Annotated in this window: 24 protein-coding genes and 1 pseudogene; 15 read left to right on the top strand and 10 right to left on the bottom strand. The window is 49.4% G+C overall.

Annotated features, from left to right (window positions below):
- Positions 1-170 precede the first annotated feature (170 nt).
- Together AC27IB_RS09970 and AC27IB_RS09965 are read left to right on the top strand one after the other, a co-directional pair.
- Positions 171-1,262: a hypothetical protein gene (locus AC27IB_RS09970; protein WP_296047843.1), complete on the top strand. Its 1,092-nt coding sequence runs from the start codon at positions 171-173 to the stop codon at positions 1,260-1,262.
- Entirely contained in the window at positions 1,262-2,626 is a 1,365-nt protein-coding gene (locus AC27IB_RS09965) for a hypothetical protein (protein ID WP_296047846.1), read from the top strand. Before AC27IB_RS09970 ends, AC27IB_RS09965 begins: the two co-directional genes overlap by 1 nt.
- Positions 2,627-2,807: 181 nt before the next feature.
- On the opposite strand, the gene AC27IB_RS09960 is transcribed toward AC27IB_RS09965, so the two are convergent.
- The 3 genes from AC27IB_RS09960 to AC27IB_RS09950 form a co-directional block, all read right to left on the bottom strand.
- Positions 2,808-3,836, bottom strand: coding sequence for a methionine synthase (locus AC27IB_RS09960; RefSeq protein ID WP_296047847.1), 1,029 nt, complete (start codon positions 3,834-3,836; stop codon positions 2,808-2,810).
- Positions 3,837-3,854: 18 nt separating this feature from the next.
- On the bottom strand, positions 3,855-4,835 hold the full coding sequence (locus AC27IB_RS09955; RefSeq protein ID WP_296047850.1) for a DUF1852 domain-containing protein: 981 nt from the start codon (positions 4,833-4,835) through the stop codon (positions 3,855-3,857).
- Between the two features lie 163 nt (positions 4,836-4,998).
- Positions 4,999-5,958, bottom strand: coding sequence for an alpha/beta hydrolase (locus AC27IB_RS09950; RefSeq protein WP_487120635.1), 960 nt, complete (start codon positions 5,956-5,958; stop codon positions 4,999-5,001).
- Positions 5,959-6,140: 182 nt separating this feature from the next.
- Here AC27IB_RS09950 and AC27IB_RS09945 point away from each other — a divergent pair.
- Positions 6,141-6,665 (top strand): annotated as a pseudogene (locus tag AC27IB_RS09945) (CobW family GTP-binding protein); the annotation flags it as partial.
- Positions 6,666-6,674: 9 nt separating this feature from the next.
- Positions 6,675-7,172 carry a CobW C-terminal domain-containing protein gene (locus AC27IB_RS09940; protein ID WP_487120699.1) on the top strand — a complete coding sequence of 166 codons (498 nt, stop codon included), beginning with the start codon at positions 6,675-6,677 and terminating at the stop codon, positions 7,170-7,172.
- A gap of 111 nt (positions 7,173-7,283) precedes the next feature.
- On the opposite strand, the gene AC27IB_RS09935 is transcribed toward AC27IB_RS09940, so the two are convergent.
- From AC27IB_RS09935 to AC27IB_RS09920, 4 genes are read right to left on the bottom strand one after another with little or no spacing between them, the layout of a single operon-like run.
- Complete coding sequence (locus AC27IB_RS09935) at positions 7,284-7,499, bottom strand: YgaP family membrane protein (protein WP_123324623.1); 216 nt, start codon at positions 7,497-7,499, stop codon at positions 7,284-7,286.
- Positions 7,500-7,508: 9 nt separating this feature from the next.
- Complete coding sequence (locus AC27IB_RS09930; RefSeq protein WP_487120633.1) at positions 7,509-8,831, bottom strand: hypothetical protein; 1,323 nt, start codon at positions 8,829-8,831, stop codon at positions 7,509-7,511.
- Positions 8,831-9,646: an outer membrane lipoprotein-sorting protein gene (locus AC27IB_RS09925; protein WP_487120631.1), complete on the bottom strand. Its 816-nt coding sequence runs from the start codon at positions 9,644-9,646 to the stop codon at positions 8,831-8,833. The genes AC27IB_RS09930 and AC27IB_RS09925 overlap by 1 nt, the downstream gene beginning before the upstream one ends.
- Before the next feature lie 9 nt (positions 9,647-9,655).
- Entirely contained in the window at positions 9,656-12,208 is a 2,553-nt protein-coding gene (locus AC27IB_RS09920) for an efflux RND transporter permease subunit (protein WP_487120629.1), read from the bottom strand.
- Between the two features lie 161 nt (positions 12,209-12,369).
- Here AC27IB_RS09920 and AC27IB_RS09915 point away from each other — a divergent pair, with 161 nt between their 5' ends.
- The 11 genes from AC27IB_RS09915 (at position 12,370) to AC27IB_RS09865 (ending at position 22,846) form a co-directional block, all read left to right on the top strand.
- Positions 12,370-13,635, top strand: a complete 1,266-nt coding sequence (locus AC27IB_RS09915) for an MFS transporter (protein WP_487120627.1) — start codon at positions 12,370-12,372, stop codon at positions 13,633-13,635.
- Positions 13,636-13,849: 214 nt separating this feature from the next.
- Positions 13,850-14,431: a TetR/AcrR family transcriptional regulator gene (locus tag AC27IB_RS09910; RefSeq protein ID WP_296047874.1), complete on the top strand. Its 582-nt coding sequence runs from the start codon at positions 13,850-13,852 to the stop codon at positions 14,429-14,431.
- Positions 14,428-15,375 (top strand): DMT family transporter, encoded by a 948-nt coding sequence (locus AC27IB_RS09905; protein WP_487120625.1) that lies wholly within the window; start codon positions 14,428-14,430, stop codon positions 15,373-15,375. Before AC27IB_RS09910 ends, AC27IB_RS09905 begins: the two co-directional genes overlap by 4 nt.
- 54 nt (positions 15,376-15,429) lie before the next feature.
- A complete protein-coding gene (locus AC27IB_RS09900; RefSeq protein WP_487120623.1) occupies positions 15,430-16,929 on the top strand; it encodes a leucyl aminopeptidase in 1,500 nt (499 codons plus the stop codon).
- Between the two features lie 98 nt (positions 16,930-17,027).
- Positions 17,028-17,099, top strand: a complete 72-nt coding sequence (gene pqqA, locus AC27IB_RS09895) for a pyrroloquinoline quinone precursor peptide PqqA (protein ID WP_073324441.1) — start codon at positions 17,028-17,030, stop codon at positions 17,097-17,099.
- A gap of 166 nt (positions 17,100-17,265) precedes the next feature.
- Positions 17,266-18,189 carry a pyrroloquinoline quinone biosynthesis protein PqqB gene (gene pqqB, locus AC27IB_RS09890; protein ID WP_487120621.1) on the top strand — a complete coding sequence of 308 codons (924 nt, stop codon included), beginning with the start codon at positions 17,266-17,268 and terminating at the stop codon, positions 18,187-18,189.
- A 12-nt stretch (positions 18,190-18,201) separates the two neighbouring features.
- Positions 18,202-18,960 (top strand): pyrroloquinoline-quinone synthase PqqC, encoded by a 759-nt coding sequence (gene pqqC, locus AC27IB_RS09885; RefSeq protein WP_296047883.1) that lies wholly within the window; start codon positions 18,202-18,204, stop codon positions 18,958-18,960.
- The gene (gene pqqD, locus AC27IB_RS09880; protein ID WP_487120619.1) at positions 18,961-19,236 is read left to right on the top strand and encodes a pyrroloquinoline quinone biosynthesis peptide chaperone PqqD; all 276 of its coding nucleotides are present in this window, start codon (positions 18,961-18,963) and stop codon (positions 19,234-19,236) included.
- Positions 19,229-20,359, top strand: coding sequence for a pyrroloquinoline quinone biosynthesis protein PqqE (gene pqqE / locus AC27IB_RS09875; RefSeq protein ID WP_487120617.1), 1,131 nt, complete (start codon positions 19,229-19,231; stop codon positions 20,357-20,359). The genes pqqD and pqqE overlap by 8 nt, the downstream gene beginning before the upstream one ends.
- A gap of 7 nt (positions 20,360-20,366) precedes the next feature.
- Complete coding sequence (locus AC27IB_RS09870) at positions 20,367-21,815, top strand: insulinase family protein (RefSeq protein ID WP_487120615.1); 1,449 nt, start codon at positions 20,367-20,369, stop codon at positions 21,813-21,815.
- Between the two features lie 245 nt (positions 21,816-22,060).
- Positions 22,061-22,846 (top strand): siderophore-interacting protein, encoded by a 786-nt coding sequence (locus tag AC27IB_RS09865; RefSeq protein WP_487120613.1) that lies wholly within the window; start codon positions 22,061-22,063, stop codon positions 22,844-22,846.
- Here AC27IB_RS09865 and AC27IB_RS09860 read toward each other — a convergent pair.
- From AC27IB_RS09860 to AC27IB_RS09850, 3 genes are all read right to left on the bottom strand, one after another.
- Positions 22,843-23,466 carry a DNA-J related domain-containing protein gene (locus tag AC27IB_RS09860; protein ID WP_487120611.1) on the bottom strand — a complete coding sequence of 208 codons (624 nt, stop codon included), beginning with the start codon at positions 23,464-23,466 and terminating at the stop codon, positions 22,843-22,845. The genes AC27IB_RS09865 and AC27IB_RS09860 overlap by 4 nt on opposite strands.
- Positions 23,467-23,503: 37 nt before the next feature.
- On the bottom strand, positions 23,504-24,379 hold the full coding sequence (locus AC27IB_RS09855) for an EamA family transporter (protein WP_487120609.1): 876 nt from the start codon (positions 24,377-24,379) through the stop codon (positions 23,504-23,506).
- 162 nt (positions 24,380-24,541) lie between these two features.
- A complete protein-coding gene (locus tag AC27IB_RS09850; RefSeq protein WP_296053816.1) occupies positions 24,542-24,682 on the bottom strand; it encodes a hypothetical protein in 141 nt (46 codons plus the stop codon).
- Positions 24,683-24,918 lie beyond the last annotated feature (236 nt).

The raw sequence follows: 24,918 nt of genomic DNA, 5'->3' as shown, positions 1-24,918 counted from the left end.
AGAGCTCAGTCTCTCGCAGTTTTATTAAGCAATTAGGCTATTGAATTAGTGACACTTTTCAATTTAAATGACAATCTAACGTAGTGGATAGGTTATTACTTAACGCTATTGATATACCCTCACATGTAGTCAGTTGACAACGTATTTGTAGTTTTTGAAAGGAGTCACTAATGAGTTCAGCGCAAGAATACCGCGAACTGCTTACCCATATAGCAGATCAAAAAGAAAACTGGTCTGTTACCTCAGAGCAGCCATTTATCATTTCTCGTCAAAGAGAAGAAAATACATTACCTGTTTCGATCAGATTGTATGGTAATGAGAATAAGGTCCACCTTTTCTACAACCTTTACAGTGAAAGCCCACTTACAGAGTTAGCACAAAAATTTCTGCACCTGAAAGATAAAGAACAGATTCAACAGAAAAATGAAGAAAGCGGCCTGGTTATAATGGTGGACGAGGACGGCTTTGCGGTTGTTTATGATGCCACGGGAGAAGAAAGCAGCAGCTATGAACAACAATTTGAGGCTATTTTAGATAGTGCGGAAACCGTTTTACTTGGTGTTGTAAAAACGGCGCATGAAGCTATCGAGAATGCGCCGGAGGAAGTACTGCAGGTCGAAGATTCGACCACCGGAGTCGACGCACCACAATCAATTGCTGATGCGGTAAAGCAATATCTCGAGGAGAAGGATTATTCCTTCAAACACGATGAAGACAAACAGCGGTTTATTTTTGGTTTTTCCACAGACAGTTACATCAACATTAAGGGAGATGCCAGCCTTCGAATAGTTATAAATTACTCAGATAGCGACCTACTGCGTTTTGAAACCCCGTGGCTTTATGAATTTGATCTGAATAAAACCGAATACAGCTTAATAAGTATGGCAATAGCCTGGTTTCAGTTTGAATATAAGTTTTTATCAATGTCTCTGGATCCAAGAGATGGCGAACTAAAAATATCTATCGATATTCCGCTCGGTAAAGGGACGTTACACTCCACACAGATACACCGCCTTGTAACTTTTATTTTGCAATTCACAGAACGTACTTATGAGGAATTGTTTTCACTAATGCTGGAGGATAGTGAAGCTGCTGAAGGTAAGCTAAAGGGCCTCATCGATAACTATAAAGCTGAGTCTGAGAACCATCAGTGGATTGATTCGATTAAAGACAAACTTGGTGGCATAACAGAAAAACAAAGAAAGGCAATTGAGGAGATTCTGTCCAACGGTGCTGATAATAGAAGCCAAGGTGGTATCTAATGAGCAATACCAATACAAAGGTTAATCCAGCAAGCTGGTTTAGGAGGGTCCTGTTTGGACCTGTTAGCGAACTAATCATACTGACATTATTTTTCGGTACTTTCACTTTTGCCCTGTTTTGGTTGACTATCAAATTTCAATTACTCCCCACCGAGTTAATGAGGCCTGACTTATCGCAAGAAGATACGGGCCTATTTGACGCACTTGGTGGCTGGGCCCTGGGTTTCGCCGGCGCGGTCGTCGCAATTCGGATTGCTGGTATCGCCAAAAATATTCAACTCAATGACTCTATACGGGAACAAATTCGCTTATGGGAAGAACATGTTGAACGTATCTCAGATTTGAACTCCAGACTTACACGTTCTATATCTGATACAAAAAGAGCGTGCGCAGCAGTTCTTCTGTATGCAAAGGACCTGTACATCACGGAGCAACGGGCTCACCTAATCAACCCCAAACCTGGGAAAGATGACAGAATAGTAAAGCCTACAGTAACTAGTGATCCTGAAGAAAATTTGCATGAAAAATTAGAAAAAATAGTGCGAGATAAACTAGAGGAAAAGCAGCAAGATAAACTTGAAGAGATGCTGCAGGAAAAACTGGAAGAAAAACTGGAAAAACTGGTTGAAACCATCGAAGAAGCACTTAAAGATTCTGTTTTTCGTTCCGTACTACAGTTTTCCGTACAAGCTGACAATAACAGAAGATCTTACTCTGATAATAAGGTCGTTAAAAATTATACGGAAAGTTTCTTTACCTCTGCAGAAGACAGGGAGGCGGTAAAAAACATCGTCGATGACGACGATGAATTCTTTGACGTCCTCAATGTATTAAGTGGATTAAATCAAGGAGCAAGAAACTTCGGCATAGGCCTGGTAGAACTTCGAGCAATGGGTCTAATTCAGCACTTTAGAATGGACCTTATGCGCCTGACAGAATACCAGGAAGATAGTCAGGGAGATGGGGAGGCTCTGGAGATTGCTGACGCCGCCTGGTTGCTTTTAGGACTGCTACTGTCAAGAAGAAAGCGTGAGAATTCTTCAATTGGACAAAATGATGGCTTCATAATTATTGCGCTTCTATTGGGTTCATTGCCAACAGAGAAGACAATGAACGACTACTTGAATAGTAAGTTTAACCAAGTCGTACAAACCTATTCAGGTGAAGGTAGCGAAACCATGAAGCGAGAAGTGAATGCATTATCCAAACGACTCTATTATGTAAAAGGTAATGAGCTATCTGAGTTAGTGGACCTGATAACGAAATGTAGCAATAACCTGAATTACCTTGACGTATTAACCAAGAGTACAGGAGTAAGCGCCGCTTATGAGTCGAAGAAAGAATCAGGCAAACAAAGTGGCTGAGTATGCTTTAATTCTAATGCAAGCACTAAAATCAATCACTGGCATTAAAATGCGCTAAAGAAGTTTTTACGGGCAAGGAATAAGAACACTTCAAGTAGTCAGCACATGTTTTGACAGCCCCTGAATCGCGGGGGCTGTCTTTTTTAGGGAAAATCTATAGGAGTAGGGCTTGAGCACAGACCTACCTGCCAAGCTCATTCCGCACGATTTGCGCACCAGCACTCAACGCCGCTAATTTCGCGTTCGCGACTTCGCGAGACAGAGGTGCCATGCCGCAGTTAGTGCACGGATAAAGCTTATCTGCATCAACAAACTGTAAGGCTTTGCGCAGGGTATCAGCAACTTCTTCGGGGCTTTCGATAGCAGTATTGGCCACATCAATAGCCCCCACCATTACCTTTTTACCACGCAGCAATTCAATCAGCTCCATGGGCACCCGTGAATTGTGACACTCCAGCGAAATCAGATCGATATTCGACTGCTGCAGTTTAGGAAATACCGCCTCATACTGGCGCCATTCGTCTCCCAGGGTTTTCTTCCAGTCAGTATTGGCCTTTATGCCATAGCCGTAGCAGATATGTACCGCGGTTTCACACTTAAGGCCTTCAATAGCTCTTTCCAGCGCGGCGATCCCCCAGTCATTCACCTCATCAAAGAACACGTTAAAGGCCGGCTCATCAAACTGAATAATATCCACGCCAGCGGCTTCCAGTTCCCGGGCTTCCTGGTTGAGAATTTTGGCAAATTCCCAGGCCAGCTTCTCTCGACTCTTATAATGATTGTCGTAAAGGGTATCAATCATTGTCATCGGGCCGGGCAAGGCCCATTTAATCGGTTGATCAGTGAGCTGGCGTAAAAACCATGCATCATCGGCAAAGACCGGCTTTGGCCGGGTCACTGCATCCACCACTACCGGCACACTGGCGTCATAGCGATTGCGAATTCTTACCGTTTTGCGATTTTCAAAATCAACGCCACTAAGGTGCTCGATAAATGTAGTAACAAAGTGCTGACGGGACTGTTCGCCATCGCTGACAATATCAACGCCCGCCCTGATCTGCTCCTGCAGCGACAACCGCAATGCATCCTGTTTACCTTCCACCAGCGCATCACCTTGCAGTTTCCAGGGCGACCACAGCGTTTCAGGTTGTGCCAGCCAGACCGGCTTGGGTAGACTGCCGGCGCTCGACACAGGTAATAGATTTTTCATAATAATCCTGCTTATCTGTTATGAATTAGCGTAATTTGCCGACCATTGCTCGAGTACGGCCTGATAAGGTTTAATAAAGTGCTGTTCGGCAAACCGCCCCTGCTCAATGGCAAGCTGACTGCGCTCTTCGCGGTCATACACTATCTGCGTTACTGAGTGGTCAGAGTGTTTTAAATCCGGTTTGTAGCATTGACCCGCCACCGTATTGGCATTGTAAATTTCAGGCCGGTAAATTTTTTGGAAAGTCTCCATGGTAGCGATAGTGCTAATCAATTCGAGGTTGCTGTAGTCATTCAGCAGATCGCCAAAGAAGTAAAACGCCAGTGGTGCCACACTGTTAGGCGGCATGAAATAGCGCACCTTCAGGCCCATTTTCTGAAAGTACAGTTCCGTAAGCGAAGACTCGTTCGGTTGATACTCAACGCCCAGTACCGGATGTTGATTTTCCGTGCGGTGATAGGTTTTGCTGTCGGACACGCTCAAACAAATGACAGGCAGCTTGGCAAAAGCCTGCTGGTATTCATCCGAACTTACGAAGCACTGAAACAGTTTACCGTGCAGCTCGCCGAAGTTCTGTGGAATACTGAAGCCGGTTTGATGCTTGTTATGATTCAGCAATAGCACACTGAAGTCGTAGTCACGCACATACGAAGAAAAATTGTTGCCGACATTGCCTTTAATCCGTTCGTTAGTCTGCTGATCAACAATATACGTTTGCAGCATTTCGATTGTCGGAAAGGATTGCCCGCTATCGTCAATATCAATATCCACCGAGATAATTTCAAGCTCCACGCGGTAGCGATTGCCCGCCGGATTGTCCCAGTTTGCCAGGGCATTAAAGCGGTTATCTATCATCGCCAGCGCATTACGCAAGTTCGCTTTGCGGTATTCACCGCGGGCCAGGTTGGCGAAATTAGTGGTAATTCGCGTGTTGTCTGATGGACGGTAATCTTCATCGAAACAAACGCGCTTTATGGTAAAACTAAAATCATCTTTCATGGTCGTCTGCTACCCTGCTCATAGAACTAAAAACTCACCAAACACTTGCTGTGTTCAGAACTTGAGAGAGTTATACGCGCCGATTCATATGAATAAAAGTGACATTAATTCATTAATACATGAACATCACTCATACTTTAATTGATATCGAATAGAGAGCTGACTAGTGGCAAAACCGATCCAATGCCTGCAACAGGCGCTGATTAAACTCATTCGCTAGTTGGCTTTGCGGGGCGACCGATTCAAACGCATGAAAGGCACCGGGTACGGTGTAAAGCTCGGTAGCAATGCCCGCGGCCGCTAACTTTTTGGCGAAGGTCACGTTTTCAGCGTAAAACAAATCGAGCTCTCCCACCGCAATGTAGGTGGATGGCAATCCGTTAAGCTGTGCGGCTCTGGCGGGTACCAGATGATCAGGGACTTTATCACTGCCCGGTGCTTTCCCTAAAAAGGTGCGCCAGCCATAGCGGTTTTGTTCGGCAGTCCATAAGTACTTTCCCTGATGAGGGGGCGACATCACGGTACTGCCGGTTCTGTCGTCCAGCATGGGGTATAGCAGCGCCATGCCAGCCAAATTAAAATCCGCTGAGTCAGCACAATGTAACGCGAGGTTCACTGCGTGACAGCCACCAGCACTCACGCCCAGCAGGCTGATTCGGCTGTTATCGATAGCCAATTCAGTTGCCCGGGCAGTAAGCCAATGCAGAGCGGCCTGATGCTGTAATTGTGCTTCGTCGGCCCGCACTTCAGGCGCGAGCCCGTATTCCACCGAGACCACTGCGCAATTCAGGGTGTTGGCCAGACTTTGCATGCGCGGCAGAGAATTCTGGCAGTTGCCCATGACCAGCCCACCGCCATGAAAGTGCAGTACCGCTGGCCGCACCGGTGCATCCGGATTAGTATTGATTAACCAAAGCCTAAATCCTCGGTATCCCGGCCCATCCGCTACTTCTGCCACCTCAAAAGGCACATCTTCAAGGGGCTTGCTACCGCCTACCCTTGCGCGCTTACGGTAAAAGCCCAGATTAGCGCCATTTAATGGTGGCGACTGCTCTGTAAGCTGCATTAAAGCATTGAGGGAAGGTAATAATTCATCCGCAACCAGCGGATCGATAATGGCCATGCGCGTTCTCTTTGGTGGTTATACGAGGGTGGCTCTTTCACTTTATGCATTATTCAGTAATGGTGTTTTACCGGGCGTTACATGCTGCATGCCCTTGAATTGTTATACTATAACGCCACTCTGTACTGAACTAATATTGCTACTGTTTGCAGTGTTTCATTTTTTAAAGCGAAAGAGAAGTTATGCGCCAGAACACCCCGTTGATCCCCACCAATATCATTACCGGCTTTTTAGGGGTCGGCAAAACCACCGCCATCAATGCGTTGCTGGCTAATAAGCCAGAGGACGAAAATTGGGCCATTCTGGTGAATGAGTTCGGCCAGGTGGGTATCGATCAGGAAATGTTACCCGACCAAAACGGTCTGCACGTAAAATAGCTGGCTGGCGGCTGTATTTGCTGTGCCCTTGGCGCTTCTCTGGGTAAAACGGTGCGCGCCCTGATTGAACAGGCCAAGCCCCACCGGCTGATTATAGAACCCACCGGTATCGGGCACCCGGAAGGGATCATCGATACCCTTACCGGCCCCGCGTTCAGAGATAAACTGGATTTACGCGCCACCATCTGCTTGCTGGACCCGCGTTCTCTGGGCGAGCCTGAGGTGATTAACAACGAAACCTTTCACGACCAGTTAAACCTTGCCGATGTGGTTCTGATTAACAAATGCGATCTGGCCAGTGCAGAGCAGATTGATGCCACAGAAGATGGTCTGAATGCTATGTTTCCGCCCAAGCAATACGTGGGCCGCACCACCCGTTCGGTTATCGATATAGCGCTACTGGACGTGGTACGAAACGGTGAGCTTAAAGCGCAGTTTCCTGAGTCTCACCAACATCATCACACTCACCACGATCACGACCACCAGCATGAGCATGTACATGAACACGGCCACCATGCTGAAAGCGCTACGCCGGGTAAGCCAGTGCGAAAAACCGGCGATGGCAATGGCCTGTTCAGCTGCGGCTGGATTTTCCACCGCGATGATTGCTTTGATTACTGGCAACTCGAAGCCATTCTTAATGAGCTTGACCATATTAGTCGTATTAAGGGTGTCATCAAAATCGGTACGGTATGGGTATTTTATAACCGGGTAAAAGACGAGCACGATTTCGATAAAGTGGCGTACCGCCGGGATAGCCGCATTGAAATTATCAGTACTCAGAAACTCGACTGGGCGCAAATTGAACAAGATATGCTGGCTTGCATGACAGCATAAAAAAAGCCCCTGAACAGCCGGGGCAAGGAACGGATGGGAACATCCTTCAATGAGTAAAGGTTAAAAAGTAAGCATTTACTTACTTATGCTTACTTATTAAATTTCATAAACTTACTGATTTAGGGCCAGCTCTTTTTCAGTTTTAAAGCCAAACACCTTGCGTAAAATAATGGTGGCCGGACAAAAACCAGTGAAGCTTTGCTGAAACAGGTTCGCGCCGATAAACACGGTAAACCACAGAAAGTTTTCATGAACAAACCAGGTGAGTGCCACAGACAACAACACCATAAATCCGGCAAAGGCGGTTAACGCACGTTCTGCAGACATAACTAACTCCTAATAAAAGTATCGGAAAGACGCATACACATTGCTGGCGTCGTTAAATTGTGAGTAAAAGGTGTGGGGTTCATCACCATAAAACAGGTTAACCCCGCCGTTTATCTGCCACTCATCCACCGGTGAATAGGTAGCGCGAAACTTCATATAGCCGTCGCTATCAGTGGGTGAATAGAAATTAAACCAGTTCAGGGTCAGCGTTTGCCTAAGCGCCCGGTACATTAACTGGGTTGTCACTACATGGCGGCTTTCTTCCTGCTCGTACTGCGGCCAGTAAGCATTGGTGAGCAGCGCATCGTGGTCAACAATGTGCTCCGCGTACCACTGCACGCTACCGGTTAAATTGGCAATCAGCTCCTGCTCGTAGCCCACCAGAAAACGGTGCTGAGTGTTCGGCACGAGAGGGTTAGTGCCGTCACTGTCTTCAATGGCGTCATGATAGGCATATTCCGCTTTAACCAGTCCCGGACCAAACGGCTTAACGGCACTGGCGCCCCACACATTTAACCGGCTGTAACGCGGCAAGCCCTGTTCATCGGCGGCCATAGGGGTTTTGTTGTAGCCCCGGTAGCCATACAAGGCCAGCTCAGTCTGGCCAACGGTTTTATAGAGTCGCAACGCCCATTCGGCGTCATCCGGCTCGTTTTTATCCAGCACATCAAACGCCGGCGCTACATTCATTCCAAACTGTGGATTAAAAAAGGAAAAGTATTCACCGGTAATGCCGTTATCCGGTTCAAACTGGGGGGTAACCACCAGATCCACATTCACCCAGTCAAAATAACCGGATAACTTGGCCGACAGGCTGGGCGCCTTTAAATACTCGTCGTCCCGACCGGCAAAGAAAGACTGATAATCCTTGGGAAACATGTCATTTAAAAACACATAATCGCCGGTGCCCCAGGTTAATACCTGCTGGCCTATTTTAGCGTCGAACTGGCTACCCCAGTCACCTAAGAAGGCCAGATTACCCTGCCAGGCCGCTTCGCGAATTTGCACTTCCACACTGTCCAGAACGCCGTCGTAATAGAGGTCACCACGAAACGCCAGTGTTGAGGCATCCAGGGTATAGTCGGCCTGCAGTTGCACCCGCAGGTCACGTAAGGTTTTATCTGCTGGCAGTGCCGGATCATCACTTAAGCGCTGGCCCACGGCGATTTCACCAAAGCCTGCCCAGGTAAAAGGCGAGACCTCTTCGACTTCGTCAAATTCATCCCAGGCGTCCCATTCGTCACCGGTTGACTGCGCTTCCTGCGCCATAACTGGCAAAGTGCCATTGAACAACGCAGTACCCAGCGCGATATTGAGCAACAAGCGGCGCATTATTTTATCCACTGTACTGGCGGGTTACGCAGGCTGCGCTCGGTGAACACATCGTCGGGCAAGCCGACGTTATATTCTGAGCCACGAAACTCCATTAAGGTGTAGCCGCCATTGGTCAAATCAGACACTTTTGAGCGCAGGACAGTCGGGAACCCCTGCACCTCATCGACCTGTACTGACTCCACTCGACGGTAGTTGGTATCGTCGCTTTTGTAGAAGTTAATCAGTACCGGTAACGAGGTCGCCTTGTCGATTTCAACGATGTAGTAAGCAAATTCCACCGAGCCGGGATCTTTAGGCACCGCTTTGAGTACATAGCGCTCAGCGTTTTCTTCTACCAACGAGAAATCATCCTGGGATACGGCGCGACCAGAGACATCCTCATAGAAGAAGTGCGAGCCCACAAAGGAGGTGCGCTTATCACCTGCTGAAATGCGTTTTACCAGATCCAGCGCAGGTAGGTACAACCAGCGGTCGTCATCCACATTGGTATCGGCATGTTTTTCTACCCGGAAAACCGTGTCTTTCACATCGGTAGGACGAGAGAAAAACACCATCATTTTCTGGTCGCCGTTATCTTCCACGTCCTTGCGCAAAATAGTGAACTGGCGTAATTGTTTACGGCCCTGACTGTCCACAATCATCATACGCGCATCAGAGCGACCGTCTTCACCTGCATAGTAAGCGGCCTTCTCGCCCTCTTTGATCAGTTGGTTTACATTCACCTCTGCCATAGCGGGTGTCAGAAATGTCAGACTGGTGGCTGCCAGGATTGTCGCAGCCAGGGTTGTTTTAGCAAATTGTGTGAATTTCATAACCACTCCTTAATTCGCCGACTTAAAGACGATTTTACGGCCCAGACTCATCACCACCGGTAATAACAACAGGGTTACCAGGGCAGAGATAGCCATAATGCTCGCAAGAAACACACCAACGGTGATGTATGGCACGAGCGGGGCAAACAATAACGGGGTAAAGCCCAGCGCAATTACCAACGCATTGCGCGAAATGGCAGTGGCCGGTTCTTCAAACATAATAGCCATAGTTTGCTGAACGCTGCCTGTATCATTAAAAGTAGCACGGGCACGCTCCAGGAAGTGAATAGCGAAATCCACCGATAAACCGAGTGTCAGTGCTGAGAGCACCGCGATGGGCATGTCGTAGTCCTTACCCACAATGCCAATCAAACCGTAGATAAAGGTGATGGTGATGGTGAGTGGCAGCATCGCCAGCACACCGTATACCAGTGAGCGAAACAGCACTATCATCATCACAAACACAATCACAAACGCGCCCATTAAGCTGTCGAGCATGCCGGCCACCATATTTTCCTGCCACACCACGTTAAGGTAGGCCTTACCTGCCCAGTCGGCTTCAATGCCGGCAGGCAACGGATTGGCGTCTATATAGTCACTAACTAGCTGCACTACAGCGGTCATATCCTGGTTGTCACCGCTGGTCAGTTGTAACCAGATCAATGCCGCACGGTAATCCGGGGTAACAAAATGCCACAGATCGTTTGGCCGGTGTGATGACTGATACTGCAATAAGGTTTGGGCTACGGCGTTACTGCTGTCGGGTAATGTATAGTCTTGCTGCTCGCCTGAGCGCAGCTCGCGGTTAACTACTTTCACGACATCCGGCAGCGCATTGGATTTACCCACTAAGCCGGAGTCCTGCAGCGTTTGCTGCAGCTTTTCTATGTAGGCGAGGAGCTCCGGGCTTTGAAAAGTTTTGCCCTGACTGTCAGCGGCTTCCACTTTTGCCATTACCGCATCGAGATAATCCGCTTCATCATTTGTGAGGTCATCAAACAGTTTATCGTCGATAGCAAAAATCAGATTTTGCAGCGCTTCGGTAGACGCCCCTTCCTGCACCGTTGCCAGCGTTTCTTCGCGCCAGTCACTTAGTGAAGCGGGCATGGCATCGGTAGTCAGCATGCTCTGCGGCGTTACCTGCTCAGAGCGATCAGTTAATACCAGGTAAGCATTGTAAGTACCGGCAAAGTTCTCGTTTAATACGCGGTCGGCCACGCGAATTTCATGGTCGGATTTAAACCAGCGTACCGGATTATCGTTGATCTGGATTTGCATAACGCCCCATACCGACACCGCGAAAATGACGCCAAACGCGACCAGTAAAGTCCCTTTATAACCTGTAGCAATTTTACCCAGCCCTCGAGCGATGCGCGCAATCCGCGAACCATCACCATTACCGTCCTGATGCAAGGCATCTTGTAAGTTATTCAGTGCTTTATCACTCATGCGTGAAAGGTAAGCCGGAATAAACACAATAGTGACCAGAAACGCAAACAGGATCCCAAAGCCCACAAAGGCACCAAAAATCTGCACCGGTGGAATAGGCGTCAGCATCAGCGAGAAAAAGCCAACCGATGAGGTAATCGAGGTAAACAGCATTGGGGTAAACAGGTGACCAACCACCTCTTTAACCACCGCTTTTAAATCTTCGCCGGGTTTATAGCGGTCGGAGAATTCCGACAAAATGTGCACCGAGTCGACCACCGCGATCGGCATCAGGAAGATGGCGATCATCGATGACATAATATGCACAGTAAAACCGAAACCAATCAACAATCCCATGGTGACGATCACCGTCGCCATGGCCACCACCATAGGCGCAATGATAAGAGGAATATTACGGAAGAAAATAAACAGCAGAATAAAGATGGTCAGCCCCGCCAGTGGTGCTGAGATCCCCATTTGTACAAACATCTCAAAACCAAACTGGTCTTCCGCCACCGGTAATCCGGTGATATACCACTGCTCGGTACCATCAAACTGATTGATGGCAGCGCGGATTTCTTCGGCAATCCGATAGCTCTCGTTTTTATCCAGAATCGGCACGTAAATCGCTGCCGCCTTACCGTTTTTTGATACCAGTGTGTCGTATAACAACGGCAGGCGTTCAATATTGGTTTGTATCTGCTGTGCTGCCGCCTGATCAGCTGGCGGATTTGGCATCATCCATTCAAAACGAATGGTGCCCGGTCCGGCCTGAGAAATATTGTCGACCGTCGAAATAGACATCAGGTCGGCGTCCACGACCCCATCAATTGCCAAAATTGACTCAGTTAAGTCAAATATGTCAGTCAAAGATGACTGGTTATAAACACCTTGTGACGTTTTATCATCCACCACCCCCACTACGATGGCATCGTACATGCCAAAATTCGCTTTAGTCTGGTTGTGAAAAACCCGCGCAGGATGTTCGGCATCCAACATGTTCTCCGGGTCTGTATCAATGGTAATCCGTGGGATCTGACTGCCGACACCGAGGGTTAAAAGCAACAGAATGGCATAAACCCAAAGCGGTTTTTGCGTACTGATTGCAACAAGTTTGCTGGATATACTCTTCATAATCACCGTCATTAAGACAATAAAACATAATCTATAGCAGCAATATATGCGCCATATCTAATATAACAAGTTTTTTTTATTAACAACTGCCTTCAGGTAGCTCTTAAATGATCGGTGCGCTCTATCTAACCGGCTGATATAAGCGAGAAAGGTTGCTGTTCGTGCTAGAATGGCAATTCATTGAATTATTTCGGGCAGCTGCTTTTTTACAAATGACCTTTCGCTTATTGTTCTTTTCACTGCTCGCCACCGCCATGGGCCAGTCGGTTGTCATGACCACCTTGCCACCCTTGGGCCGCGAAGTAGGATTAAGCGAGTTCAATGTGGCCTTTTTGATGTCCAGCTCTGCCATGATGTACGCGCTGGGGAATGCTTTCTGGTCGCGAATTGGTAAGCGACGGGGATACCGGCGACTCCTTATCACCGGACTCAGCGGTTACACCATCGGGACATTAATTTTTGCCTCTGTTTGGTTAACCGGCTTTCAGGGCTGGCTGGTAGGTACGGCCCTATTCGTAGCATTGCTTTTTGCCCGCACAGCACAGGCTACTATTATGTCGGCAACCCCGCCGTCGGTGGTGGGGATGGCCATTGCCATTAGCAGCGATGCCGAGCGGGTTAAAGCCATCAGCAAAGTCTCCTCAGCCCATAGTCTGGGGCAAATCCTTGGCCCGACTTTCGCTGGCCTGATGGTCAGCATTCATTTATTAGCGCCGCTTTACGGGATCACCTTAATGACGCTGATTGCGGTAATATTGGTGTGGCGGTTTCTGCCTCACGAACATAATGCACCAGCCAGCGTTCGCACTGCCAGACCCACAGAGCCAGGACTTCGCACCATCCAACCCTATGTGCCGCTTTTGATCGGTATGAATGCCAGTGTTTTTCTTGCCATTGCGATGATGCAGCAATCGCTGGCCTTTTTTCTGATAGATCACCACAAACTCACCACTACCGAAGCCGCTCAAGCGGTGGGGCTGGCTATGATGTTAAGTGCCATTTGCGCGTTAACGGTTCAGGTAGCGCTCGTGCAACGCACCAGCATGCATCCGGGTAACCTGGTTAAAATTGCCTTGCCCTTGCTCTCGATTGGCTACCTTATTATTTATCTCCATCAACAAACGCCACACTTGTATATTGCCATGCTGTTTTTGGGCAGTGGGCTGGGAATTAGCTACCCGGCCATAGCGGCACTGGCGAGTTCAAGCTGCAAACCAGAAAATCAGGCCACCGTTACCGGCTTTATCACCGCCTCACCGGCCATGGGATATATTATTGGCCCGCCCATTGCGGCGACCTTGTATAACATGGGACACAGGATGCCCTTTATTGCCGCCTCAGTCTTACTGGCAATTGTTTCGCTGGTTGCTATCACGCACTTACGTGCCAGACCGGCGCCCCAGCCCACGCCTTCAGATCAACAATAGCTCTGCGGTCGGGTCTTTCTCTGAACAGTATGAGTCTTACTTCATTACCTGTTTTACCAGTCAGTTCAGGTCCTTTCCCCAGAACTAGAATGGTTAGTCTAGACCACAACAAAAATGGGCTACACAGAAGAGAAAGACCTTTTTCAAGTGGTCTTACTTGTGTCCTCCATCATAACTATATAGACTAGTCTGTATAGTTATGATGGAGGCGATTATGAACCGGGTTAGTGCACGTGAAAAGTTGCTTAAAGCAGCCGGCGAATTGTTTTACGACCACGGGATTACCGCCACTGGTGTGGACGCGGTGATCACCCGCGCCGGCGTTGCCAAGATGTCGCTGTATAATAACTTTAAGTCCAAATCCGACCTGATTGCCGCCTACATCGATGCCCGTCATCAGGAATGGCTCGACCTGTTTGCCCAGCGTTCTGCCAACCTCTCTAACGGCTGGGAACGCGTACTTGCCGTATTCGATGCTTACCAGGATCACGCTGAGTTCGACTATCAAAATGGTTTTCGTGGTTGTGGCTTGTTAAATGCAGCGGCAGAAATGCCGGCAGGCAGTCCGGAGCGGGAAGCCGTAAACCGCCATAAACAGCAAGTCCGCGAAATCGTAATAAACCAGCTCAGTGAATTGCCTTTAACCGAAGAAAGCGAAAATGCCGCCGCTTCGTTAGCCGAACATATCTGTTTTTTACTCGAGGGCTCAATATCTCTGGCTGGCCTTTCACGTGACGTAAATGCCATCTCTCGCGCCAGAGCAATGGCAGACAAACTCATTGAGCGCGCACTATGAGTTCACAGCCAGGTTATTTTGCGGGCATCATCGCGGTGGTTATTGCTGCCGTACTATGGGGCACCACCGGCACTGCGGCAACCTTCGCCCCTCAGGTGAGCCCTTTGGGTATTGCGTCTGTAACCATGGGGGTCGGTGGCCTGTTACTGGCATTAGTGGCCGCCAGACCCACCGCCCGTCATAAAACTGCACTACTCTCCAACCGTTTGCTGGTATTGGCAGCCGCGGTGAATGTCGCCATTTATCCCCTGGCATTTTACAGCTCTATGAAACTCTCGGGGGTGGCGGTTGGCAACGTAATCTCCATCGGCCTGGCGCCCATTGCTGCCGCGTTAATTGAGTGGACCTTCGACAAACAATCACTAAACCGAAAATGGCTGATAAGTATTGCGTTTGGTATCACCGGAGTGTTGTGCCTTGCGACCGCAAAGCCTGCCAGCTCCTTTGAGAGCACAGCCACCAGCTGGGATAACACGGTCGGGATCATCCTTGGCCTGGTGGCCGCTTTTACTTATGCAATGTATTCCTGGATAGCCCGGCGGTTAATCGACCGGGGGATTACGTCACGGGCAGCAATGGGCAGTATGTTTGGCCTGGGGGCTCTGTTATTGATGCCCGTATTATTGGTCACTGGCGCACCACTGCTGGCTTCAGTGAATAATTTTTCGGTAGGGTTATATATGGCAGTGGTACCGATGTTTTTTGCCTATCTGCTATTTGGCAGAGGCCTGGCTGTTGTCCGTGCGAGCCTGGCCACCACCATTACTCTGCTGGAACCGGTTGTTGCTGCGCTGTTGGCTGTCACCATTGTGGGCGAAAAACTCTCAGTGTCAGGCTGGATTGGAATAGGCCTCATTAGTGCCTGCCTGCTTATCGCTACCTTTAAACGTGCGCCTAAAAGTAAACCCAAGCCCTTGTATCCGGTTAGCGAAACCAGTCGTTAGCCGTTACACTGGTGGCAAATTTAAGCGCCCCAAAATAGCACAGGAGTAGTTGCTGTGATAATCCAAACGCAACACCTTGCAATGGCTGATGTCAGTGAGCATAGTACGGAATTGCTGGTCATTCTGGCGCCAGCCGGGCAATCCGGCTTTGCCTCACACCCTTACCCGGGTAACCTTGCCGCCCTAATAGAACATTATAAGACCATGGGTGACTGGCATTCAGAAAGTAAACACTTACTGTGTATAAATTCTCCAGAATATAAAGCCTCACGCATTTTGTTAGTGAACACTAACAGTGATATCGACACCGCTTGTGCCAACCGCATCAGTAACGTGATCACCAATACGCTAGCACAACTGAACCAAACGAAAGCCGCGATTCTTCTCCCAGCCTGGTTACAAGGTGCTGACCGGCTGATACACGCACTCTTTCATGCTTCCTACCAGTTTTCAGGGTACAAAACTGACTCATCGCCACGCCAAGAAATAGCGGTGGAGCTGCTGGTCAGCGATGATAAACTGAACGACTCACTGCGCTATGCCCGGGCACTACACAACGGCAAATGCCATACCCGCGATCTGGCCAATATGCCGGGAAATCTGTGTACACCGACCTACTTTGCCGAGTGTGCCATGGCCCTGGCCGATCGGTATGCGACGGTGTCTGCAGATGTACTGGACGAAGCACAACTGGGTGCGCTGGGCATGGGCGCCTATCTGGCGGTTGGCAGAGGATCCGCCGAGCCAAGTTGTATGCCGGTGATCCGTTACGTTGGCAGCGAACCTGAAGTGCCCGCCATCTGGGTCATTGGTAAAGGCATTACCTTTGATAGCGGCGGCATAACCCTAAAGAAGCCGCCGGGTATGCAAAACATGATCTACGACATGTGCGGGGGCGCATCGGTAATTGGTTTAATGGCTGCCGTTGCCGAACTAGGGCTACCGATTAATGTTACCGGGGTTATTGCGACCGCCGAAAACATGCCCGATGGTGATGCCTTTCGGCCGGGTGATATTCTTACCACGATGTCCGGACAAACCGTTGAAATTATCAGTACCGATGCCGAAGGCCGACTGGTTTTGTGTGATGCCATTACCTATGCCAACCAGCATCAACCTGCTCTGATTATTGACGTGGCCACCCTTACCGGCGCTCAGATTGTGAGTCTCGGTAGTCATGCCAGTGGCTTAATGGGCAATTCGCCGCAATTGAACCAGGCACTGCAACAAGCCGGCGATGAAAGCGGCGATCGGGCCTGGACTATGCCGGTGTGGTCAGATTACCAGGATGCACTGGACTCGCCTTTTGCCGACATGCGAAATGCGGGCAGCAATTCCCCCGGAATGATTACCGCCGGGTGCTATTTAGCCCGCTTTGCCGGCAATACCCCCTGGGCGCATCTCGACATCGCCGGGACCAGCTTTCAGTATGGCACCGGCAACAGTGCTACCGGCAGGCCGCTGCCCCTGTTGTTACAATTTTTACGAAATTATAGCAACTTAAGTGCGCCACAGTGGTCTATAAATACGGATGCTTGTGGATTTTTACCCTAAAGGGATAATAAAAAGTAGTTCCAAAGTAGGATTTTTTTTTCATGAGGCGAGTCCTACAATCACAGAAGTGTTAAAACGAAGTTAATAAGGAGCCCGTTATGTGGACTAAACCTCAATACACTGAAATGCGTTTAGGCTTTGAAGTTACTCTGTACATCAGCAACAGATAATAGCTTCATGCCCGGAACGAGTTTTCCGGAAACGTCATCTCGACAAGACCTATAAAAGGTTGCGCTTTCGCTTAATGGTGGTGCAGCCTTTTTTATTGGTAACGCTTTTTTATTCAACTATTACCGCAGCCGTTTGTCGGTGAGGTAACCAATCAGGGCTCATTATATGAAGATTCTGATCCTAGGTGCGGGTGCCGGTGGTGGTTTTCCGCAGTGGAATTGCCACTGTGATAACTGCCGGGGCGTTCGCGATGGCTCAATTAAAGCCACTCCCCGCACGCAATCAAGTATTGCCGTTAGCGCCAACGGCGCTGACTGGGTGTTAATTAACGCCTCGCCGGATTTACGCCAACAAATTAATCATACACCCGAGCTCTGGCCAGCAAATAAAGACCAGCAACGCGGTACCAGCATTCGTTCAATTATTTTAACCGACAGCCAGATAGACCATACCACCGGCCTGCTGACACTGCGTGAAGGGCTACCGTTACCAGTGTATTGTACCGATGTAGTACACGAAGATTTAACCACCGCCTTCCCATTGTTCACTATGCTCAAACACTGGCACGGCGGTCTGCAGCGCCATGGTATTGATACCGACTATGAAGCCTCTTTTACCCCACAGGGTGCAGAAGGGCTGGTGTTTAACCCGGTAGTGCTGGAATCCAATGCGCCGCCTTACTCGAGTTACCGGGATAAAGTGGTGCCGGGTAACAATATTGGTCTGCAAATCACTGATACAGCCAGTGGCAAGAGTTTGTTTTATGCGCCGGGCTGTGTACAAGCCAGTCCGCTGGTAGAGTCTATGCTCGATCAGGCGTCCTGCGTGCTGTTCGATGGCACCTTGTGGCTCGACGATGAAATGATTCAGAAAGGCTTTAGCAATCGGTTGGGCAGTCAGATGGGCCACATGCCGGTAAATGGGCCTGACGGTACAGTCAGCCTGCTTAATCGTTTTAACATCGATCGCAAAGTGCTGATTCATATCAATAATACCAATCCGGTACTGAACGAAGATTCCGAGGCGCATCAGTATTTAACGGACAACGATATCGAACTGGCATACGACGGTATGCAAATCACCCTATAAAAGAGGTATCCCATGAGCGAACAGCGCCCCTGGAGCAGAGAAGAATTCGAACAAAAGCTACGCGACAAAGGCCAGTATTATCATATACATCACCCCTTTCATCAGGCCATGAATCAGGGTAAATGTACAAAGGAGCAAATTCAGGGCTGGGTAGCCAATCGTTTCTTTTATCAGCAGTGTATTCCGGTTAAAGATGCCGCTATCCTGGCTAACTGCCCCGACATGCAGACCCGCCGTAAATGGATCCAACGCATTCTGGATCACGATGGCGAAGAAGGCGATCCGCGCTTAGGTGGCATCGAAGCCTGGCTACGCTTAGGCGAAGCTGTGGGCCTCGACCGCCAGGATATTCTTGATGAGAAGCTCCTGTTGCCTGGTGTTAAGTTTGCAGTAGGGGCTTATGTTAATTTTGCCCGCCGTGCGACCTGGGAAGAAGCCGCCTGCTCTTCACTGACTGAAATGTTTGCCCCGGAAATCCATCAGAGCCGGCTCGACACCTGGCCAGCGCACTATCCGTGGATAGATGCAGACGGCTTCAAATACTTTCAAATGCGTTTAAGCCAGGCCCGACGTGATGTTGAGCACGGATTACAAATTACCCTGGATCACTTTACGACCCGAAAACTGCAGGAAAAAGCCCTGAATATTCTGCAATTTAAACTCGACGTCTTGTGGTCACTGGCCGATGCCATTAGTCTGGCCTATGAATTCGATCGCCGTCCGTTTCACGGCGTGGCCGACCAGCGTATTTGCCATAAGGGGTTAATGTAAGTGAGTGAACTAGCCACCAAGGTGCCCAAGCTAAACCGCCTGTTTAAGTTTCAGTTTGAAAAGGCGCAGGATTGCTATGTACTGCTGTTTCCGGAAGGCATGATAAAACTCAATGACAGCGCATCTGCTATCCTGTTGCAGGTAGATGGGAATAAAACAGTTGCCGGTATTGTTGCGGCGCTGGAGGCAGACTTCCCCGATGCTGAAGGCATTGAAGAGGATGTCTTTGCTTTTTTTGAACACGCCGAACAAAAGCGTTGGATAAACTATGTCTGAGAATGGCCAAGCCAATCCACCCCGGCCCGGTCCGCCGTTATGGTTACTGGCCGAGCTGACCTATGAGTGTCCGTTGCACTGCCCGTATTGTTCCAACCCGGTGAACCTTGGTTCAAGGGAACAGGAATGTGACACCGACACCTGGTTAAATGTGCTCAGCGACGCCCGTGAAATGGGTGCTGTACAGCTCGGTTTTTCAGGCGGTGAACCCCTGTTACGTAAAGACCTGGAGCAGTTGGTGGCGCACGCCAGCGGATTAGGGTATTACACCAATCTGATTACCTCCGGTATAGGCCTAACCGAAAAGCGTATTGCCGCATTACGCGAAGCTGGTCTTGATCACATCCAGTTAAGCTTTCAGGCCGCCAATGCCGACGCCAATGATTTAATTGGCAACAAGCGCCATTCCTTTGAGCAAAAACTTAAAGTGGCAAAACTAGTGAAGCAATACGAGTACCCCATGGTGCTTAACTTTTGCCTGACCGCACAGAATATCCATCAGATTGAAGAAGTGATGGCACTGTGTTGTGAACTGGAAGGTGACTATGTGGAGCTGGCAACGGTGCAATATTACGGCTGGGCTTACCTGAACCGTGATCATCTGTTGCCCAGCCACGCGCAGCTTATTGAAGCCGAAGCGAAGGTCAATGCGTTTCGTGACCAACAGCAAGGCAAAGGCCCTCACTTTATTTTTGTCACGCCAGACTACTATGAAGACCGTCCCAAGGCCTGCATGAACGGCTGGGGGACTACCTTCTTAACCGTAGCGCCCGATGGCAGCGCTCTGCCTTGTCATAGCGCAAAAATTCTGCCACTCACTTTTCCAAACGTAAAAGAAAAGTCAGTGCGGGATATTTGGTTTGATGATTTTTCATTTAACCATTTCAGAGGCACCGACTGGATGCAGGGACCGTGTAAAACCTGCGACGAAAAAGACCTCGACTTTGGCGGCTGCCGCTGTCAGGCCTATATGTTAACCGGCGATATGTACAAGACCGACCCGGTCTGTTCCAAGTCACCACAGCACCATTTAATGGCCGAAGCCGCAGCAAAATCTCAAACGCCTGAGCGGGAATTAGTGTATCGTGACCCCAAAGTAAAGATCCCAGTAACGGAAATCTGAGTCAGCCATGGGTAATCAGACGCGCCTGAGTAACGGCCTCAACGTTGTCAGTTTCAAGCAACCTGCGCAGGAATACGGCGCCGCTTTTGTAGTGCCCACCCCTGCTGTAGACAGTTCCGGCATAGCTCACCTGGTTGAGCATCTGGTGTTCCGCTATTCTGATCGCTACCAGCAGCGTCACGCCCTGTTTGCCGCCAACAGCGTGTTACCAGTAAAAATTAATGCCTCAAGCCACAACGGTTACAGTTATTTTTATGCGGTATCACCGAGTAAGTCGGTATTGCTCAAAATTGTCGGCTACCTCTATGCTGGCTTACAGCAAATCGACTATTGTGCCGACGACATAAAGCGCGAGCGTGACGGGGTCATTGCCCGTGAGTTAGCCATGTATGAAGCTACCTCTGACTACCAGACGCAAATGAGTATCTGGCGGGGCGACCGTGCACCGGATTGCTACCACCACTGGGGTGGCTATTGTGATACGTTGGCTGAAATCAGCGCAGAAGACGTGGCCGCCTATAAATCGCAGTATTACCAACCTGAGCTCATCACATTGCTGCTGGCCGGCGTGGAAGCCGACGAACTGCCGCTACTGTGCACCGCTAAGAGTAATAGCACCGACAAAGCCTACGTTGCCAAAGAGCATCGCTTTTTCAGTGATACTCTGCAGGATGATTATATTTTTAGCTGGTGGCTGCCTGAGTGTTATATCGATGGTTTACTGTCGGCCCAGACCCGTTTAAGCGACGCCATGAAACCCTTCAATATGCGCGTTTTCGTGGAAGACTCCGCCAATCACGTGAAGAAGTTTGCCTTGCGCCTGATCGGCCGGCCAGGCCAGTTAATGGCAGCACAACAGGTGCTAATCGACGAAATACGGCATCTGCACATTGTGCCCAAACAGCATATCTTTTTTGAGTCGAAGTATCCTGAAACCATCAATGCCCTGCTCGCCTGGTATCATGGCCAGCAGCCGTTAAACCGCAAGGTCGTGGCGCTCTCTCAGGCACTGACATTAACCCCGGTAATAACCGCAGCCCGGCCGCTGAAAAAGCCGGTGATCCGAATAATGGAACGCAAAACCGATGTGGAAGTGTCCTGCCCGTTGGTGACTGACACCCTGGAAAACCACGCGCCGCAGGTCCCTGCAGAACTGCCTAACAGGCTAACAGCACTGGCCGCAAAACTGAACGACAACATTCACTTCGCCTGTGATTTGCAGGATTGGATCCTGCATTATTCACTAACCGGCCTGACGGTAGATCAACAAAACACAATTATTAAAGACGTCATGTGTGATGAGCGATTATGGCTGCCACGTACCGGCGGTCATTGCTACGCCATGGGCGTGCAGCGGGTCGATAATGGCATACGCCTGTACGGCGTGATGGACGACGAACCTCAGCAACGGCGCGAAGCGATGGAGCAACTATTTGCTCGCTACCGGCATCTGTAAATCGCTTTCCGCCATTCTATTTTATGAATTGACCCGTTCGATTAGATAATTTTAATTGCAAATGATTCTCATTTATAATTATCGACAGATAACCTGACCGCTGCGTCCGATGAGTGCCGGGCAGCGTCGCAAAAAGGTATGATTAAATTGTCTGAACACACCCGCTTTTGCGGTTTGTGTTGTGCCCCCCTCTCCTTTTTACACGGACGATTAGGAAAGGTTTCCGACCATCATAAGGAGTGTCTATGAAAAAACGGCAATACTACCAATTACAGGTGCTAAGTACAGAGCGCCTGACGCCCAATTTACAACGGCTGGTGCTTACTGGTGACGACTTAAGTGCGTTTCCGGATGCACCGCCAGGCAGCTACATCAAATTGTTATTCAACCAGTTTGGTGAACCACAGCCCACCATACCGGAAGAAGGCCAGAAAATACTGATGCGTACATACACTGTGCGCAGCCTGAACAGCGCTTCCAATACGCTGACCGTTGATTTTATGCTTCACGGTGAAGGCGTTGAAGCCGGACCCGCTTCTCACTGGGCGCAATCGGCAAAGCCCGGTGACACCATTGTAGTAGCAGGGCCCGGCACGTCCAAAGGGCTCGCCGTTGAATACGACTGGGTGATTCTGCTTGGCGACATGACGGCCATGCCAGCTATCAGTGCACAATTAGAAGCACTGCCTGAACAAACTCGTGGCTACGCTATTATCAGTATCGTTAGCGAAGCCGATAAACAGCCTCTGCAGGCTCCCGAAGGCATCGAGATTGTCTGGTTAGTACAGGCAGGTAGTGCGGGGCTTGCCAAAAGTCTGCTGGATATCCAATGGCTTGACGGTGAGCCAGCGGTCTGGGCAGCTTGCGAGTTTTCCTCGATGCGCGCCATACGCAGTACACTGGATGTGGAATTTAATGTCCCCCGCACGCAGGTGTATGTTACCAGTTACTGGCGGGAAGGCCGCTCCGAAGATCAGCATAAAATCGACAAGCGGGAAGATGCTGAGCAATACACTCAACTCGTGAGTTAACTAAGGTGACGACTTAAGACCCGATAAGCCTGGCTAATGTCCTGCGTTTTTTCAGTACTGCCACCTTTATCGGGATGATGCTGCTGAAGCAGTTTACGATACTGCTTTTTCAGCTCAGCAACCGTCACCTCACCCTCGCTGTTCAGTTCAAGTGTGATTTTAGCCCTGACCACCTCAGTGTCCGACAGCTCTCGCCCGGCCATGCGCTGCCAAAAGCCATCCAATAACGCCTCCACATCGGCTCCGCTGGTGTCGGTAAAGTTATCCCAGTTAAGATAATAGGCTTTAAGGCCGTCATGCCCGGTTAAGGCTGCATCAAAGGTGGTAGCCGGTTTCAGCTTGATATTAAGCGTATGAATGTCCAGTTCGCCCAGTCCCTGCTTTCGCCATTCGTCACTTAACGAATAAAGCGCATTAAACAGCACAAAATGGCAACGAAACATGGCCAGCGGATCGCTTAGCTCAACGCCTTCAAATAACAGCCAGGGCGGCTGCTGTAATTGCTTAATTAGCTGATATTCCGACGTTCCCTCACTGAGTAACGGCTTTAAGTCAGCCAATGCTTCCCGCAGCACCGGGTCGGTATAATCGAGCAAGAGTCTTCCTTTATTACTCACCATAACAATAGCCTAGCGCGCCATGGCCAAGAATGCGAGATCAGGTCCACATAACCAGTATTGCCGCCAGACCAATCAGAATTAAGCCGACAAATTCATGACGGCGGACCGGTTGTTTAAACCACAAGACAGTGATTAGCATGGTAGTAAGGACCTCAAGCTGCCCAAGTGTTTTCACATAGGCAACGTGCTGCATAGCCATGGCCGTAAACCAGCCAATTGAGCCCAGGCAACTGGTTACACTGGCAGCGATCACCAGCCCCGGACGGGCTGCCAGCAGTTTAAAAGTATCCGGCTGTCTGGCGCTGATAAATGCACAAAGCAAGACGGTTTGCAGCGACAGTACCCAGAACAACACCCAACCGGCAGCCTGCACAAATGGCAGCCCCAGTGCATGACTGGCCTCCCGGGCATACAAGGAGGTCAAAGCAAAACAGGTCCCACAGGCCAGTCCAATGGCCACGGTTCTTGCCGATAAGTCACCGCCGCGCCGCCAGCCACTCAAAACAAACACCGCGACAGCCCCAACCAGAATGCCCAGCCAGCCCAACAAGGTTAGTTCGCTGCCAAAGAACAACATGCCAACAACGCCGGCCACCAGTGCTTCACTTTTTGCCAGTCCGGCCCCCACTGCAAAATTTTTCTGCTTAAATAACACAACCATTAACGAGGTCGCAGCAATCTGCAATAAGGCACCAAGTACGATATACACCCAAAACTGAGTCGTGAACTGTGGGACACCGTCCCCCTCCTGAGCGGAAACCAGATACACATAAACAGCAACTATTGGCGGGGCAAACAGAAAACGCGACAGGGTGACCCCGGCCGTGGGCACGGTGCTGCTGAGTTTACTTTGGATGGCATTGCGAAAGGTTTGAAAGAACACCGCCATCAGGGTGAAAAAGATCCAGGCCACAAGCTACTTTCTAAACAAAATAAGAGGGCCTATAGGTTACGCTATTTCGTGGCGGATGTGGTGATAACTCGGCATATTTAAGAAGCGAGACGGGTAATATTGGGGGATAAAAGTTGGCGCTGGCACCTGCCGGTTACTGAACAGGTAACAGGCCTTTTGCCATCAACCGAAAATTATTAACTTTAAGCTTTGCGCAAAGGCTGGATTACCCGCCATCACTGCAACAAATGCGCTGCTGCCTGCAACGAAAGCCGGTGCGTATTTTTTGAAAAAAGTAGGTTTGCTCTGGGTTGCGTTGTTCATAGTAGTTTCCTTTTAAGTAATTAACACAAGTGATGTATTACCTAGAAACGGCAACCGGATAAGGTGTGACAGTAATGGTGAAATTTTATGATGTTTTAAAACGCTTTTTACTGCCGATGGGTACTGTCTTTACTTTTGAAGGTTAAAACTTCCTGCTTTTTTTGTGGTTCTGTTGTGGCGAAATTAATGGTGATTGAAGTCTCCGCTTTTTGTCGGATGCCGAGGGGCACTGCCTT

Source organism: Alteromonas sp. 4NH20-0104 (assembly GCF_057547795.1).
Note: the sequence above shows the minus strand (reverse complement) of the source record. Positions and strands in the feature narration are given on the sequence as shown.

What these genes read in the sequence shown, in the direction of transcription:
- AC27IB_RS09970 (WP_296047843.1), top strand. Translation starts at nt 171, where the DNA reads ATGAGTTCAGCGCAAGAATACCGCGAACTGCTTACCCATATAGCAGAT.
- AC27IB_RS09965 (WP_296047846.1), top strand. Translation starts at nt 1,262, where the DNA reads ATGAGCAATACCAATACAAAGGTTAATCCAGCAAGCTGGTTTAGGAGG.
- AC27IB_RS09960 (WP_296047847.1), bottom strand. Translation starts at nt 3,836, where the DNA reads ATGAAAAATCTATTACCTGTGTCGAGCGCCGGCAGTCTACCCAAGCCG.
- AC27IB_RS09955 (WP_296047850.1), bottom strand. Translation starts at nt 4,835, where the DNA reads ATGAAAGATGATTTTAGTTTTACCATAAAGCGCGTTTGTTTCGATGAA.
- AC27IB_RS09950 (WP_487120635.1), bottom strand. Translation starts at nt 5,958, where the DNA reads ATGGCCATTATCGATCCGCTGGTTGCGGATGAATTATTACCTTCCCTC.
- AC27IB_RS09940 (WP_487120699.1), top strand. Translation starts at nt 6,675, where the DNA reads ATGTTTCCGCCCAAGCAATACGTGGGCCGCACCACCCGTTCGGTTATC.
- AC27IB_RS09935 (WP_123324623.1), bottom strand. Translation starts at nt 7,499, where the DNA reads ATGTCTGCAGAACGTGCGTTAACCGCCTTTGCCGGATTTATGGTGTTG.
- AC27IB_RS09930 (WP_487120633.1), bottom strand. Translation starts at nt 8,831, where the DNA reads ATGCGCCGCTTGTTGCTCAATATCGCGCTGGGTACTGCGTTGTTCAAT.
- AC27IB_RS09925 (WP_487120631.1), bottom strand. Translation starts at nt 9,646, where the DNA reads ATGAAATTCACACAATTTGCTAAAACAACCCTGGCTGCGACAATCCTG.
- AC27IB_RS09920 (WP_487120629.1), bottom strand. Translation starts at nt 12,208, where the DNA reads ATGAAGAGTATATCCAGCAAACTTGTTGCAATCAGTACGCAAAAACCG.
- AC27IB_RS09910 (WP_296047874.1), top strand. Translation starts at nt 13,850, where the DNA reads ATGAACCGGGTTAGTGCACGTGAAAAGTTGCTTAAAGCAGCCGGCGAA.
- AC27IB_RS09905 (WP_487120625.1), top strand. Translation starts at nt 14,428, where the DNA reads ATGAGTTCACAGCCAGGTTATTTTGCGGGCATCATCGCGGTGGTTATT.
- pqqB (WP_487120621.1), top strand. Translation starts at nt 17,266, where the DNA reads ATGAAGATTCTGATCCTAGGTGCGGGTGCCGGTGGTGGTTTTCCGCAG.
- pqqC (WP_296047883.1), top strand. Translation starts at nt 18,202, where the DNA reads ATGAGCGAACAGCGCCCCTGGAGCAGAGAAGAATTCGAACAAAAGCTA.
- pqqE (WP_487120617.1), top strand. Translation starts at nt 19,229, where the DNA reads ATGTCTGAGAATGGCCAAGCCAATCCACCCCGGCCCGGTCCGCCGTTA.
- AC27IB_RS09870 (WP_487120615.1), top strand. Translation starts at nt 20,367, where the DNA reads ATGGGTAATCAGACGCGCCTGAGTAACGGCCTCAACGTTGTCAGTTTC.
- AC27IB_RS09865 (WP_487120613.1), top strand. Translation starts at nt 22,061, where the DNA reads ATGAAAAAACGGCAATACTACCAATTACAGGTGCTAAGTACAGAGCGC.
- AC27IB_RS09860 (WP_487120611.1), bottom strand. Translation starts at nt 23,466, where the DNA reads ATGGTGAGTAATAAAGGAAGACTCTTGCTCGATTATACCGACCCGGTG.
- AC27IB_RS09850 (WP_296053816.1), bottom strand. Translation starts at nt 24,682, where the DNA reads ATGAACAACGCAACCCAGAGCAAACCTACTTTTTTCAAAAAATACGCA.